The sequence below is a fragment of the Variovorax sp. 679 genome, from assembly GCF_003952185.1.
GTDB lineage: Bacteria > Pseudomonadota > Gammaproteobacteria > Burkholderiales > Burkholderiaceae_C > Variovorax.
Genome location: NZ_RXFS01000003.1, coordinates 636162 through 649329 on the forward strand (window position 1 = coordinate 636162; position 13168 = coordinate 649329).

14 protein-coding genes and 1 pseudogene are annotated in these 13168 nt (G+C 68.9%); 4 read left to right on the forward strand and 11 right to left on the reverse strand.

Annotated features, from left to right (window positions below):
• The first annotated feature begins 18 nt into the window (after positions 1-18).
• Positions 19-1002 (forward strand): helix-turn-helix domain-containing protein, encoded by a 984-nt coding sequence (locus EJO71_RS10325; protein WP_125948094.1) that lies wholly within the window; start codon positions 19-21, stop codon positions 1000-1002.
• Here EJO71_RS10325 and EJO71_RS10330 read toward each other — a convergent pair whose 3' ends face one another.
• Positions 1003-1914, reverse strand: a complete 912-nt coding sequence (locus EJO71_RS10330) for a LysR substrate-binding domain-containing protein (protein ID WP_125948093.1) — start codon at positions 1912-1914, stop codon at positions 1003-1005.
• Between the two features lie 216 nt (positions 1915-2130).
• On the opposite strand from EJO71_RS10330, the gene EJO71_RS10335 reads away from it, so the two are divergent.
• The 3 genes from EJO71_RS10335 (at position 2131) to EJO71_RS10345 (ending at position 4792) form a co-directional block, all read left to right on the forward strand.
• Positions 2131-3087, forward strand: a complete 957-nt coding sequence (locus EJO71_RS10335) for a tripartite tricarboxylate transporter substrate binding protein (RefSeq protein WP_125948621.1) — start codon at positions 2131-2133, stop codon at positions 3085-3087.
• A gap of 7 nt (positions 3088-3094) precedes the next feature.
• Entirely contained in the window at positions 3095-4378 is a 1284-nt protein-coding gene (locus tag EJO71_RS10340) for a hypothetical protein (RefSeq protein ID WP_125948092.1), read from the forward strand.
• Between the two features lie 111 nt (positions 4379-4489).
• Positions 4490-4792 carry a hypothetical protein gene (locus EJO71_RS10345; RefSeq protein WP_125948091.1) on the forward strand — a complete coding sequence of 101 codons (303 nt, stop codon included), beginning with the start codon at positions 4490-4492 and terminating at the stop codon, positions 4790-4792.
• A gap of 9 nt (positions 4793-4801) precedes the next feature.
• Here the strand turns inward: EJO71_RS10345 and EJO71_RS10350 are convergent, their stop codons facing one another.
• The 10 genes and pseudogenes from EJO71_RS10350 to EJO71_RS10390 all read right to left on the reverse strand — a co-directional run bounded on the left by EJO71_RS10350 (position 4802) and on the right by EJO71_RS10390 (position 13094).
• Positions 4802-5512 (reverse strand): ATP-binding cassette domain-containing protein, encoded by a 711-nt coding sequence (locus EJO71_RS10350; RefSeq protein WP_125948090.1) that lies wholly within the window; start codon positions 5510-5512, stop codon positions 4802-4804.
• Positions 5503-5682, reverse strand: a complete 180-nt coding sequence (locus EJO71_RS35010; protein WP_346428056.1) for a hypothetical protein — start codon at positions 5680-5682, stop codon at positions 5503-5505. The genes EJO71_RS10350 and EJO71_RS35010 overlap by 10 nt, the downstream gene beginning before the upstream one ends.
• A gap of 77 nt (positions 5683-5759) precedes the next feature.
• Positions 5760-6227: pseudogene (locus EJO71_RS10355) on the reverse strand (ATP-binding cassette domain-containing protein); the annotation flags it as partial.
• On the reverse strand, positions 6224-7264 hold the full coding sequence (locus tag EJO71_RS10360) for a branched-chain amino acid ABC transporter permease (RefSeq protein ID WP_125948620.1): 1041 nt from the start codon (positions 7262-7264) through the stop codon (positions 6224-6226). The pseudogene EJO71_RS10355 and the gene EJO71_RS10360, both read right to left, overlap by 4 nt.
• A gap of 29 nt (positions 7265-7293) precedes the next feature.
• A complete protein-coding gene (locus EJO71_RS10365) occupies positions 7294-8163 on the reverse strand; it encodes a branched-chain amino acid ABC transporter permease (protein WP_125948088.1) in 870 nt (289 codons plus the stop codon).
• A 12-nt stretch (positions 8164-8175) separates the two neighbouring features.
• Positions 8176-9444 (reverse strand): ABC transporter substrate-binding protein, encoded by a 1269-nt coding sequence (locus EJO71_RS10370; protein WP_125948087.1) that lies wholly within the window; start codon positions 9442-9444, stop codon positions 8176-8178.
• Between the two features lie 39 nt (positions 9445-9483).
• Positions 9484-10986: an aldehyde dehydrogenase family protein gene (locus tag EJO71_RS10375; RefSeq protein WP_125948086.1), complete on the reverse strand. Its 1503-nt coding sequence runs from the start codon at positions 10984-10986 to the stop codon at positions 9484-9486.
• Between the two features lie 46 nt (positions 10987-11032).
• Positions 11033-11422: a nuclear transport factor 2 family protein gene (locus EJO71_RS10380; protein WP_125948085.1), complete on the reverse strand. Its 390-nt coding sequence runs from the start codon at positions 11420-11422 to the stop codon at positions 11033-11035.
• A gap of 44 nt (positions 11423-11466) precedes the next feature.
• Complete coding sequence (locus tag EJO71_RS10385) at positions 11467-12270, reverse strand: MoaF C-terminal domain-containing protein (RefSeq protein ID WP_125948084.1); 804 nt, start codon at positions 12268-12270, stop codon at positions 11467-11469.
• Between the two features lie 14 nt (positions 12271-12284).
• A complete protein-coding gene (locus EJO71_RS10390) occupies positions 12285-13094 on the reverse strand; it encodes an SDR family oxidoreductase (RefSeq protein ID WP_164546777.1) in 810 nt (269 codons plus the stop codon).
• Between the last annotated feature and the right edge of the window lie 74 nt (positions 13095-13168).

The following is a 13168-nucleotide window of genomic DNA, read 5'->3' on the forward strand; positions in this document are numbered from 1 at the left end:
TTCCAGGGAACCCACGGCATGAACGCACTCCACTTCAGCACGCTGCTCGAACACCCCGCCGACCGGCAGGCGTGCTGGGGCCGGATCAACACCTCCTACTTCGGCGCGCTGAACGTGAAGTGCCTGGACAGCGGCACCTTCGACGCGCGCATGGACGCCTACGAGCTCGGCCCGCTGGGCATGTTCATGATCGAGGCGCCTTCGCACCGCGTGGCGCGCCCCGACACGCGCAGCGAGATCGCGCTCGACGAGCACTACAAGCTGGTGCTGCAACTCGAAGGCCACGGCCACATCTCGCAGCGCGACCGCGAGTTCCACCTGCACCCCGGCGACTGGAGCCTGTACGACCCGCGCGTGCCCTACGCCATCACCAACCCCGAGCGCTCGCGCCTGCTGGCCATCACCATCCCGCGCCAGCAGTTCAAGGGCATGAAGATCCCCGACCTGCACACCTGCGAGGCGCACACGCCCGCGATGCAGGGGCTGTACGCGGTGCTCGGCTCCTTCCTCACCTCGCTGGCCGACCAGCTGCCATCGCTGCCCAACGCGGTCGGCCGCTCGGTGAGCGACACGGTGCTGGGCCTGCTGGCTTCCACGCTGGCCACGCACTCCGACGAGCAGTTCGGGGCCCACCCGGTTCCAGGCGTGCTCAAGGTGCGCGTGAAGCAGTTCGTTCATGCGCACCTTGCGGACCCGGCCCTGTCTCTGGACCTCATCGCGCAGCAGCTGCGTTGCTCCAAGCGCTACCTGCACCGCGTGTTCGAGGACGAGGACCAAACGCTCGACCGCTTCATCTGGCAGATGCGCCTGGAGCGCTGCAGCGAGGCGCTGCGCAACGCGGCGGGCCGGCGCGCGTCGGTGTCGGAGATCGCCTTCGCCTGGGGCTTCAACAGCAGCGCGCATTTCTGCCGCGTGTTCAAGGCGCAGTACGGTGTGTCGCCGCGCGAGTTCCAGCGGCGCGAGGCGGAGAGGACTGCCGCGTCGACGATGCTGACGCACTGACTAGGAAGCCTTCAGGCTTCCGAACTCGCGAAAGTACGCCTTCAGCAGCCTCACGAACTCCTCCGCGACGGCGGAGGGCGCGGACTGCGGCGAGAAGGCCATCGACACTTCGACCGGGCAGCGCGGCATCAGCGCCAGCACCTTCAGCTCGCGCGCGAACACGGAAGCGACATAAGGATTGACGATGCCGACGCCCGTGCCTTGCGCGGCCATCATGCAGATCGTGACCGAGTAGGTCGTCTCGACCGTCGCCGCCGCCTCGACGCGATGCCGCTGCAGCGTGCCAAGGAACTGCTGGTGGATCTCGTCGTCGGCGTTGAGGGTGAGCAGCACCTGCCCCTTCAGGTCACGCACATGCAGGCCGGCGCGGCCCGCCAGCGGATGCCCGGGATGCACCACGCACACCGCATTGGCACGGTGCAGCGAAACGGCTTCGATCTGCGGATCGTTGATCTCCGAGGTGGTCAGCGCCACGTCGTACAAGCCGTAGAGCAGCCCTTCGCGCAATGGATGCGAGCCCACCGTCTGCAGGTTGACGTGCACATCGGGGTGCAGCCTCGAGAACGCGTGGATGACCTTGGGCATCACGCTCAGGCCGAGCGCCGGTGTGCAGCCCACGCGCAGCGAGCCCGTGCCCGACTTGCGCATGACCGCCACGCTCTGCTCGATGCGGTCGAGCCCGAGGAAATGGCGCTGCACGGTGTCGAACAGCTGCCGCGCCTCGTGCGTGGGCCTCAGCCGCCCCTTGTGGATGTCGAACAGCTTGAGCTGCGTGGCGTTCTGGATCTGCGCCAGCAGGCGGCTCACCGACGGCTGCGTGGTGTGGAGCATGGCCGCCGCGGCCGTGGTGGTGCCGGTCTGCATGACCGCGCGGAACGCCTCGATCTGGCGGAAGTTCAATGGTCGGGACATTCAAGGGCTCCTGGAATTGCACGGTGCGCGCGTTCGCGAGGGCATATCGTTTCTGCATACCCTGGCGACAAAACTGAATTTTCCAGAATGATGCCGCGTTCCTAGACTGCGCCCATCACATCCATTCATCGCATCCACCAGCCCGCTGGGGAGCAGCAAGGAACACGCATGAAACAGCAATGGCCGCGCAGGGCCTTCGGGCTCGGCATTCTCGGAATGGCCTTCGGCCTCGGTTCGACGGTTGCATCCACGGCATCGGCCGCATCCGATCCGAAGGCCTGGCCCGACCAGATGATCCGACTCGTGGTGCCCTTCACCGCCGGCGGCAGCTCCGACGTGCAGGCCCGCATGCTCGCCGACCGCCTGGGCAAGCTCTACAAGCAACCGGTGGTGGTCGAGAACCGGCCCGGCGCGGGCGGCCACATCGGCGGCAAGTTCGTGGCCGACGCGCCGGCCGACGGCTACACGCTGTTGCTCGGATCGATCGGGCTGCACGCGACCTACGGCGTCTTCAAGAAGCTGAACTACGACCCCTCCAAGGACCTGAAGGTGGTCACGGTGCTTGCCGAGATGCCGCACGTGGTGGTGGCCAACCCCTCGCTTCCCGCCAACGACCTGAAGCAGCTGGTGGCCCTGGCGCGCAAGCAGCCGGACACCATCAACTTCGGCTCCGCGGGCGTGGGCTCGTCCGTGCACATGATCGGCGAGCTGTTCCGCATCACCGCCGACGCGCCGATCACGCACGTGCCCTACAAGGGCAGCTCGGCCGCCCTCAACGACCTGCTGGCAGGGCAGATCCAGCTGATGTTCGAGAACCCGCCGACCACGCTGGCCCATATCCGCGGCGGCAAGCTCAAGGCGTTGGCCGTCACAGGCAAGGCCCGGCTGGCGGCGCTGCCCGACGTGCCGACCGCGATCGAAGCCGGCTTCCCGGCGTTCGAGGCCACCTCGTGGACCACCGTGGCGGTGGGCGCCAAGGTGCCCGATGCCATCGCCGACAGGCTCAACGCCGACATCCGCAAGGTCGTGACCTCGCCGGAGTTCCGCCAGGGACTGGCCGACCAGGGCATGACACCGGTGGCCAACACCCGCGAGGCCGCGACCCGCTTCGTCGCGGCCGAGAAGGTGCGCTGGGACAAGGTGATCCAGCAAGGCCGCATCGTCGCGGAGTGAGGAGCCGATGTCCGACGCGCTTTCCATGAACACCCGACCCGCCCCCTGCCGCCGCGTGGGTGCCGGCGACCCGAACCACCACTTCTTCGGCTACTACAACAAGAGCACCTGGGACCGCAGCGGCCGCTACCTGCTGGCGCAGCAGGTGCCCTGGATGGACACCGAGCTGCAGCCGGCCTCCACCGCCCGCATCGGTTATTTCGACCTGCACGACAACGACCGCTTCCACGTGCTGGACAGCACCAAGGCCTGGAACTGGCAGATGGGCAGCCAGCTGCAGTGGCTCGACGGCGCGCCGGGCCGCCGGCTGATCTACAACTGCCGCACGGGCGACGGCGATGCGTTCTACCCCGGCTTCGGCGCCACGATCCTCGACGTCGACACCGGCGCGCGCCGCGTGCTGCCGATGCCGGTGTACGTGGTCGCGCCCGACAGCCGGTACGCGTTGAGCGTCGACTACCGGCGCCTCTACGTCACGCACCGGACCATCGGCTACAGCGAGGCGGGCGGCCCCTTCGAGCTCCCGCTCGCGCCGGACGACGACGGCATCCATGCCATCGACCTGAAGACGGAAAGCACGCGCCTGATCGTGAGCTACGGCGACCTTCGCCGCTTCCACCACCGCGAATCGATGGACAAAGCGATCCACTGGGTCAGCCACATCGAGATCAATCCCTCGTCCTCGCGCGTGCTGTTCCTGCACCGCTGGACCGAGCGGGTCGAGGACGAGACCTGCTTCCTGCACCGGCTCGTCACGATGAATCCCGACGGCTCCGACATGCGCCTGCTGGAGTGCTCCGACCACCCGCTGCCGCAGCTCGCGCAGGACTTCGATCCGTCGGCCGTCGGCACCTTCGACTACGAGAAGTCCGAGTACCAGATCTCGCATCCGCTGTGGCGCGACGACGAACACATCGTCGTCTGGAGCCCGCACGCAGGAAAGATCCGCTACCACCTGTACCACGACCGCGTCGACGGCGCGGTGACGACGATCGGCGAAGGCGTGCTGGTGGAGAACGGCCACATGAGCTTCTCGCCCGTGAACAAGCGCTGGCTGCTGAGCGACACCTATCCCGATTCACGGACGCACGAGCGCGTGCTCTTCCTGTTCGACATGGAGACCGGCAAGCGCCACGACCTCGGCAGCTTCTACGCCACGCCCGACCTGAGCAAGGAGAACCGCTGCGACCTGCATCCGCGATGGAGCCGCGACGGCAGGCAGGTCTGCATCGACTCCGTGCACGAGTCACAGCGGCAGATGTACATCGTCGACGTGTCGGGGATCGTGTGAAGAAGCCGGCGAGGCGGGGCCACATGACGAAAGCGTAATCGGGGCGTCGGCTTCTCTCGCGGGTGGCCTTTCTAGAGTCGGTGTCACCAACTCAACAGGAAGGAACTCTTCGTGAAACGCACCCTGCTCGCCCTCGGCACCCTCGCCTTCTTCTCCACCGCCTTCGCGCAGCAACCGCACGCCCACAGCGCGGAAGCCGAGGCCGACTTCGACAGCAAGCCGCAGGCGGCCGCCGAAGCAAGGAAGAACAACAAGCAACCCGGCGCGGTGCGCATCAAGGACGGCGGCACCGCGCGCGGCGAGGGCTCCGCCGTGCCGGCGCCCAGCAAGACGGAGAAGGCCGGTGAAGCCCGCGCAGAGGCGCGCGAGGCCAAGCCGCACAACCTGCCCAAGCCGGGCGGCACGCCGAAGTAAGGAAAGTCTTCAGGCCGCCGCGAGATAGCTGCTGTGCAGTATCTCCGGTCGGCTGCGCAGCTCCTCCGACGAACCCGCGAAGGCCATGCGACCGCGCTCCAGCACATAGGCTCGGCTCGACACCGCGAGCGCCACCGTCGTGAACTGTTCGATCAGCAGCACGCCCACGCCTTCGCGTGCGACCTGCTGCACCACCTCCACCAGCCGCTTGACCACCGTGGGCGCGAGCCCCAGCGAAAGCTCGTCGATGGCCAGGTAGCGCGGCTTGCCGATGAGCGCCTGCGCGATGCAGACCATCTGCTTCTGACCACCCGAGAGCGAACGCGCAGGCAGCGCGAGCTTCACGCGCAGTTCCGGGAACACCGCGAGCACCTGCTCCACCGCCTCGGTCACGCGTGCCGCCGGCAGCGCCGTGGCGGCGGCGCGCAGGTTGTCGAGCACCGACAGATCGCCCAGCACGCGATGCCCTTCCGGCACCACCGCCACGCCGAGCGCGCGCACGCGCTCGGGCCGCTGGCCGTGCAGCGCATGCCCCTCGACCTCGATGCGCCCTCCGGTCAATGGCAACGCACCGCCGATGGCCATCACCGTGCTCGACTTGCCAGCGCCGTTCGCGCCCAGCAGCGCGGTCACTTCGCCGGGCGGCACTTGCAGGTCGATGCCGTGCAGCACGGCCTTGCCGCCACGCTGCAGGCGCAGATCGTTCACGCTCAGCATGATGTGCTTTTCACTCCGTTCCGAGATAGGCCTTGCGCACGGCCGGGTCGTCGAGCACCTCGCGCGTCGGCCCCAGCGCGAGGCGGCGGCCGAAGTCGAGCACCAGGGTCTGCGTGCAGGTGGCGGCGATCAGGTCGACGTCGTGGTCGATCAGCAGCACTTGCGCACCGCAGAAGGCATGCACCGAGCCGATCACGCGGCGCAGCGCGCCGGCTTCCTGCTCGGTCAGACCCGCGCCGGGCTCGTCGAGCAGCAGCAGCTTGGGCCCGCCGACCAGCGACTTCGCGATCTCCAGCATGCGGCGCTGGAACAGGTTGAGTTGGTGGCCCAGCACCGTGGCGGCGTCGAGCAGTCCTGTGCGCGCCAGCGCACGTGCAACCTGCGCCGCCACGTCGCCGCGCGCATGCGGCACGTGGTCGAGCAGCGCGCGCACGTTGTCCCACACGCTCAGGTCTTCCACCACCTGCTCGGTCTGGAACGAGCGGCGCAGGCCGAAGCGCACGCGCTCGATGGGCTTCAGGCCCAGCAGGTCGGCACCGTCCACCGCGACCGTGCCACTGCGCGGCAGCACCAGGCCACTGAGCACGTTGACCAGTGTGGTCTTGCCCGCGCCATTGGGGCCGATGAGGCCGCACACCGGCGCGTCGAGTTCGGCGGTGAGCGCGTCGATGGCCTTGACGCCGCCGAAGGCGACGGTGAGATCGCTGATGCGGATCATGACGCTGCGTCCTTGCCCGCACCCGGGAGCCGTTTGCGGACCGATTCGATCAACCCCGCCAGTTGCCCCGCGATGCCGCTCGGCGCGGTGATGAGCGCATGCAGCAAGGCAAGGCCGAAGAAGATCATCGCCAGGTAACCGTTGACGCCGAAGTCCGTGAGCAGCGCCGGCACCGCCCGCAGCAGCAGCCCCGCGATCAGCGCGCCGGCCCAGTGATAGACGCCGCCCACCACCGTGAGCGCGAACAGCATCACCGAATCGCCGGCGGTGAAGGCGCGCCCGTCGAGCTGGCCCACGCCGCCCGCGAGCAAGGCCCCCGCCACGCCGGCGCAGAAGCCGGCCAGGCCGAAAGCCCAGGTCTGGTAGCGCAGGATGTTCACGCCGGCCGCCACCGCAGCCGCCTCGCCGCGACGGATCAGCGCCCACGAGCGCCCGGCGCGCGTGCGCCGGTGCAGCTCGATCAGCACCAGCACCACCGCCAGCCATACGGCCACGTAGCGGAAGTACGCCGCGTCGGACAGCGCCAGCGCGGGCCGGGGCATCATCAGCCGTTCGCTGCCGAACACGCGGCCCAGCCAGCCCGCGCCGCCATCGGGAAAGCCCGTGACGTTGATCACCACCTGGAAGCCGCCCGCCATCATCATCGTGACGAGCGCCAGGTACAGCCCCTTGAGCCGCAGCGCCGGCAGGCCCGCGAGCATGCCCACCACGCACGACAGCAGCCCGCCCGCGAGCACCGACAGCTCGAAGGGCCAGCCCAGCCCGTGTCCCGCGCGCAGCGCGATCCAGCCGCCCGCGCCGAGCAGCGCGTACTGGCACAGCGACACCAGCCCGAGCTGCCCGTAGAGCAGCGCCACGCCGGCCGCGGCGATCGACAGCGCCAGCGACGAAGTCAGCGTCTTGATCCAGTAGGCATTGGCCAGCCACGGCACCACGAGGCCGATGAGCAGCACGCTGCCCACCATCACCGCGAGCGAGATGCGTGCGCGGCGCGATGCTTCGGCGAGCGAGGCCGGCAGCACTTCCTGCACCGGCATCGCTCCTGCAATGGTCGAAGAAGCGCTGCTCATGCCTGCCGAGTCCCGGTGCGGTAGAAAACGATCATCGCCAGCGCGATCAGGAACGGCGTGGCCGTGCGAAAGGCCGCGAAGCCCGGCACGGTGATCGCCAGCGCCTCCAGCACGCCGATGGCGATGCCGCCCGCCACCGTGGCCGGCAGCGAATGCAGCCGCCCGATGATGGCCGCCGCGAACGCTGGAATCACCAGGAAGGTCAGCAGCGTGGCCTGCAGCCGCACGATGTTCGCGAGCAGCAGTCCGCACACGCCCGCGAAGGCGCCGCTGAGCACCCAGGCCACCGTGTCCACGCCCAGCACGCGGATGCCCAGCAGCGCGCTCAGGTCGCGGTCGTTGGCCAGCGCGCGCATCTTCAGGCCCACGCGCGTCTTCGACAGCAGCAGGCCGACACCGCCCATCATCAGCACGGCCAGCGCGAGCCCCAGCGCGCGCGTGTGGGTGAGGCGCACGTCGACCTCGCCGAGCACGAAGTCGATGGCGCCCGCGTCGGTCGGCAGCACCAGCCGGCGCGGCTGCTCGCCCCAGTACCACTCGGTGAAGCCGACCACCACCAGCGCGAAGCCCAGCGTGGCGATGCTGCGGATGGTCGGGTCGCGGTGCGAAAGGCGTGGCGCCAGCAGCCGTCCATACGCCAGCGACAGCAGCATCGACGTGACGATAGCCGCGCACCACGCAAGGCCCTGCGGCCAGTCGGCCTCCAGCATCGACCAGGCCACGTACGCACCGATCGCGCCGATGGCCCCGAAGGCGAAATTCAGCACGCCCGACGAGCGGTAGAGCACCACCAGCCCCACGCCCGAGAGCGCATACACCGCGCCCAGGCCCAGGCCCGAGATGACGAAAGGCAGGTAGTCCTCCATGGCCCGGCGCGCTTACTTCAGGCCCATCTTCTGCTCGTCGGCGCGGATGTCGACCAGCTCCGGGTCGTCCGCCGTCAGGCATCCGCCGGGCGCGAAGCGCCAACCGTTGCCGTCGGGGCTGGCGACCGGGCCGCTGTTGTTGGCGTTGTGGCGAGCGCCGTTGCCCACATAGAAGGGCTTGCAGAGGATGTCGCTCCTGAAATCGCTGACCTTGCGCAGCGCATCGGTCACGCTCGCGCGGTCGATCTTCTTCGGGTCCATCTTCAGCAGCGCCTGCGTGACGATGCGCGCAGCCAGGTAGCCGGCCTGCGAGAAGGTGTCGCGCGGGTCGCTCTTCGCGCCGTATTTGTCCATCACCGCGAGCCAGTTCCTGTTGTCGGGGCCGGCCGATTCGAGCGGGTTGAATTCGAGGTTGACGTCGAAGTTGCCCTTCCAATAGGGCCCGATGGCCTTGGGCACGTCGGCGTTGTAGGCCGGCGCGGCCGAGACGAAGCGGATCTTCTTGCCGATGTTCTGCTGCTCGGCGGCGGCCAGCATGGGCACAAGGATGCCCTTGGGCACGTTCATGATGATGGTGTCGGGCTTCTTCGCGGCGGCCTGCAGCATGGTGGAAGTTGCATCGGCCGATCCGGGATCGATGGCGATGGTCTCGACCTCCACGCCGTTCTTCTTGCCCCACTCCTTCGGGCCTTCGCAGGCCCAGTTGCCCAGGCTCGGGATGTTCGGAATGATGCAGACCATCTTCTTCGCCTTGTACTTCTGCGCGGCGTACATGGCGGCGATGGTGGCCGACACGCGCGGCCCCGCGTTCACCGGCACGTAGTTGCGCGCATTGAAGCACTCGCGCGGCACGCCGGTGCCGGCGATGACCATCACGCCCTCGTCGGCGTACATCTTGGCGTTGGCGCCGCACTCCACGAAGCTGGTGCTGCCCGCGAGCGCGACCACCTTGCGGTCTTTCACCAGCTTGGAGGCGACCTGCGCGGCGGTCTCGGGGTTCCACTGGTCGTCGACCACGATGTAGTCGACCGGACGGCCGTTGATGCCGCCGTTGGCGTTCACGCACTTGAAGTACGCGGCCGCCGCCTGGCCCGAGGCGCTGAAGTCGTCGGGGCCGGTCTTGCCGACCACCGCGCCGATGGGAATGGGCTCGCCCGTGGCGGGCTTGCCGGTGTTCAGGCCGCAGTCGGGGCCCGACTGCGCCCATGCGCCGCCCGCGCCCGCGATGCCCACAGCGCCGACCGCGAAGGTCAGCGCAATCTTCTTCTGGATCTTCTTCATGATGGATGTCTCCTTTTCTTGTGACCGGAACCGCGGCGGCTACACCGCCATGCACACGCTCTTGAGCTCGGTGAAGCTCTCGACCGCCGCGCGCCCCAGGTCGCGCCCGTAGCCCGACTGCTTCACGCCGCCCAGCGGCAGCGCGTTGTCGAGCACGTTGTGCGCGTTGACCCAGACCACGCCCGCCTGCAGGCGCGGCACGATGCGGTGCACGGCCGAGAGGCTGTTCGACCACACGCTGGCGGCCAGGCCGTAGGCGCTGTCGTTGGCCATGCGGATCGCGTCTTCCACGTCGTCGAAGGGCACGACGGTCGCGACCGGGCCGAACACTTCCTCGCGCACGATGCGCATCGAGGGCTTCGCGTCGACGAACACGGTGGGCTTCACGAAGCAGCCGCCGTCGAATGCGCGGCCGCCGCCGGTAACCAGCGTCGCGCCCTCGGCCACGGCGCCATCGATGTGCGCCATCACGCGGTCCATGTGGCGGCGCGACACCAGCGGCCCGAACTGCGCCTGCGGATCGAAGCCCGAGCCGATGTGCAGCCCCTCGGCCACCTGCGCGAGCTGCGACACCACCTTGTCGAAGATGCCGCGCTGCACGTAAACGCGCGAGCCCGCGGTGCACACCTGCCCCTGGTGAAAGAAGATGCCGTTGGCCGCGCCCTGCGCCGCCGCGGCCGGGTCGGCGTCGTCGAGCACGATCAGCGGCGACTTGCCTCCGAGTTCCAGCGTGAAGCGCGCCATGTTGTCGACGGCGGCGTGGCCGATCCGCCGGCCCACGCCGGTCGATCCGGTGAAGCTGATCTTGCGGATGTCCGGATGCGCAGCAAGCGCCGCGCCGGCCGTGGCACCACGCCCGCACACCACGTTGAGCGCACCCGGTGGAAAGCCCGCTTCTATCGCCAGCTCGGCCAGCCTCAGCGCGGTGAGCGGCGTTTCCTCCGAAGGCTTGAGCACCACGGTGCAGCCGGCCGCGAGCGCGGGCGCCACCTTCCACAGCGCGATGGCGAGCGGGAAGTTCCACGGCACGATGGCGCCCACCACGCCCACCGGCTCGCGCCGCGTGTAGGTCACCCACTGCGGGCCCGGAATGCCGATGGAGTTGTCGAGCGTCTGGCCTTCGAGCTTGGTGGCCCAGCCCGCCATGTAGCGCACGAACTCGGAGCCGGCGCCCACGTCGACCATGCGCGCGATGCCGCGCAGCTTGCCGCTTTGCAGCGTCTCGAGCGCGCTGAGTTCGTCGGCATGCGATTCGATCAGCGTGGACAGCGTGTAGAGCATGCGCTCGCGGTCGGCCGGGCGCAGCGCGCGCCACGCGGCGCTCTCGAAGGTGCGGCGCGCACTGGCGACGGCCGCGTTCACGTCGGCCGCGTCGCTGTCGGGCGCCTCGGCCACGGTCATCTCGGTGGCGGGGTCGACCACGGGCAGATAGCTGCCGCTCACGGGCGCCTCCTCGCGGCCGTCGATGTGGTTGCCGCGCCGGCGCTGCGCCAACAGGCCCACCTGGCCGAGGTGCTCGATCGACAGGTCTCGCAGATTCATGAAAAGTCTCCGGGGCGATGCGTTGAGAGAAAAGAAGGAAGTGCCGTCACTGCATGGCCCGCGCCACGAGCAGCGTGTCGGTGAACTGCTCGAAGCGCCGCACCTTGCCGCCCTGCACCTGCCACACATGGGTGACGCGCGCGTGCATGGTCTTGCCGGTGGCGCGATTGCGGCCGTGGTAGTCGCCGATGCCGACCACGGTGTCGCCGCCATCGACCAGCCGCTCCAGCACGAAGCGGTAGCCCTCCCACTCGGCGCCCAGCACCTTGAAGACCTTCTCGATCACCTGCGCCGGGCCGACGTGCGTGCCAGCGCAAGGGAAGCCGGCCATCTCGGTCCACTGCACGTCGTCGGCCACGTCGGCGAACATGGCTTCGAGGTCCTGGCGGTCGGAGGCGGCGTAGTGGTCGGCGACGATCTGGTGGGGCGTGCGCATGAAGTGAAGCTCCTGGGTGTGACAGCGAAAAAGAATGGAAGAGATCAGACCGGCCCGAACTCGGGCGGATAGAAGGTCTGCGACGCCTTGCGCATGAAGGCGCCAGCGGGGTTGTTCGCGACTTCGCCGGCGCCGGTGACGCCGAGGAACTTGCCGGTCGAGCGGCCCTGCGCGAAGTCGAAGAAGAACACCGACGCGACCGGAATCAGGAACTCGCGGAAGGTGAAGACGTATTGCCCGTCGTCGAACTTCCAGTAGCTCGCAAGATCCACGTCGCCGTGGCCGCGCTGCACGCCGACCAGGCACTGCCAGGCGTAGCGCTCCGAGCTCAGGTAGGTGTGCTCGTAGGTGTGGTTGGGGCTGTAGGTCTGCCAGGTGCGCAGGCCGATGAGGTCGCGGGTGGCGTGCGGCTCGGTGCCCGATGCGGCAGCGCCGCCTTCGAGCGTGCCGGGCCAGAAGTCCTGCGGCACGCGCGGCTGGCCCGCAGCTTCCTCGGCGCTGACGATGCGGCAGCGGATGGCTAGCACGCGGCGCGTGCGCGTGTTGAGCACCACGGTCAGTGCCTCGGTGGGGCGGCTCGCCTGGGTGATGTCGAGGAAGAAGGTGTCGGGCGCGACCTCGATGGCCTCGTACCAGTCGCCCTGCGCCTGGCCGCCGCGTGCGCCCTCTTCCTGCCAATCCAGCGTGTGCTGCGTGCGCGGCTTCAGCGTGAGGCGAAAGTCGGGCAATGCCAGCACCAGCGTCTGGCCGGTGAGCGCGTCGGTGGGCGGCAGGCGGTTGGTGGCGATGCCTAGCGCGAACTGGTCGTAGGTCTTCCAGTCGGCGGGCTTGGTGGTGTCGGTGCTCATGGCGTGGTTTTTCCTCAGGCTTCGTGCGCGAAGGCGATGGTGGGCAGGTCCACGGCAGAGGCGCCGCCATCGACCATCAGCGAGCTGCCGGAGACCATGGCGGCCAGCGGCGAAGCGAGGAACATCACGGCGTTCGCCACGTCCTCGGGGCTGGCGGCACGGCCCATGGGCACGTCGCGCGTGACGAGGTCGTAGGCCGCGTCGGTATCGGACAGGCGGTACTTGTCGACGAGCACCTGCATCTGCTCGTCGGCCATCTCGGTGCGCACCCAGCCGGGGCACACGGCGTTCACGCGCACGCCTTGCTTGCCGTAGTCGCGCGCCAGCGAACGCACAAGACCGATGAGCGCGTGCTTCATCGTCACGTAGCCGACCACGCCCGGCCCCGCGAAGTGACCGGCGAGCGAAGAGAGCACGACGATGTTGCCGCGCCGCTCGATCAGCTCCGGCAGCAGTTCGCGCGCGCAGACGAAGGCGGTGTCGAGGTTCAGGCGCGTCGAGAGCGCCCACGATGCGTCGTCGGTGGAGAGCGCATCGCCCACGCCGTGGCCGCCCGCGTTGGCGACGAGCACGTCGACGCGGCCGAACTTCTCGCGGGCCTGGGCCAGTGCGCGCCGCACGTCGCCGGTGCTGGCGGCATCGCCGGCCACCGCGAGGCCGCCGAGCTTCGCGGCGACCGCTTCGAGCTGCGCGAGGCGCCGCCCCATCAGCACCACGCGGCCGCCCGCCGCGACGAACTGCGCAGCCACCGCCGCGCCGATGCCGGTGCCGCCGCCCGTGATGAACGCGACCTTGCCGGCCATGGAATTTCCTGTGGAACTCATTCGCTCTGTCTCCTTGTTCTCGTCGGAGTCGACTCTAGGTTTGGGCGCGCGTTTGCGATTGACCGAAGGCGCAG

Excerpts from the sequence above, each read along its gene's own strand:
- EJO71_RS10325 (WP_125948094.1), top strand. The coding sequence starts at position 19 with ATGAACGCACTCCACTTCAGCACGCTGCTCGAACACCCCGCCGACCGG.
- EJO71_RS10330 (WP_125948093.1), bottom strand. The coding sequence starts at position 1,914 with ATGTCCCGACCATTGAACTTCCGCCAGATCGAGGCGTTCCGCGCGGTC.
- EJO71_RS10335 (WP_125948621.1), top strand. The coding sequence starts at position 2,131 with ATGGCCTTCGGCCTCGGTTCGACGGTTGCATCCACGGCATCGGCCGCA.
- EJO71_RS10340 (WP_125948092.1), top strand. The coding sequence starts at position 3,095 with ATGTCCGACGCGCTTTCCATGAACACCCGACCCGCCCCCTGCCGCCGC.
- EJO71_RS10360 (WP_125948620.1), bottom strand. The coding sequence starts at position 7,264 with ATGCCGGTGCAGGAAGTGCTGCCGGCCTCGCTCGCCGAAGCATCGCGC.
- EJO71_RS10365 (WP_125948088.1), bottom strand. The coding sequence starts at position 8,163 with ATGGAGGACTACCTGCCTTTCGTCATCTCGGGCCTGGGCCTGGGCGCG.
- EJO71_RS10370 (WP_125948087.1), bottom strand. The coding sequence starts at position 9,444 with ATGAAGAAGATCCAGAAGAAGATTGCGCTGACCTTCGCGGTCGGCGCT.
- EJO71_RS10375 (WP_125948086.1), bottom strand. The coding sequence starts at position 10,986 with ATGAATCTGCGAGACCTGTCGATCGAGCACCTCGGCCAGGTGGGCCTG.
- EJO71_RS10380 (WP_125948085.1), bottom strand. The coding sequence starts at position 11,422 with ATGCGCACGCCCCACCAGATCGTCGCCGACCACTACGCCGCCTCCGAC.
- EJO71_RS10385 (WP_125948084.1), bottom strand. The coding sequence starts at position 12,270 with ATGAGCACCGACACCACCAAGCCCGCCGACTGGAAGACCTACGACCAG.
- EJO71_RS10390 (WP_164546777.1), bottom strand. The coding sequence starts at position 13,094 with ATGAGTTCCACAGGAAATTCCATGGCCGGCAAGGTCGCGTTCATCACG.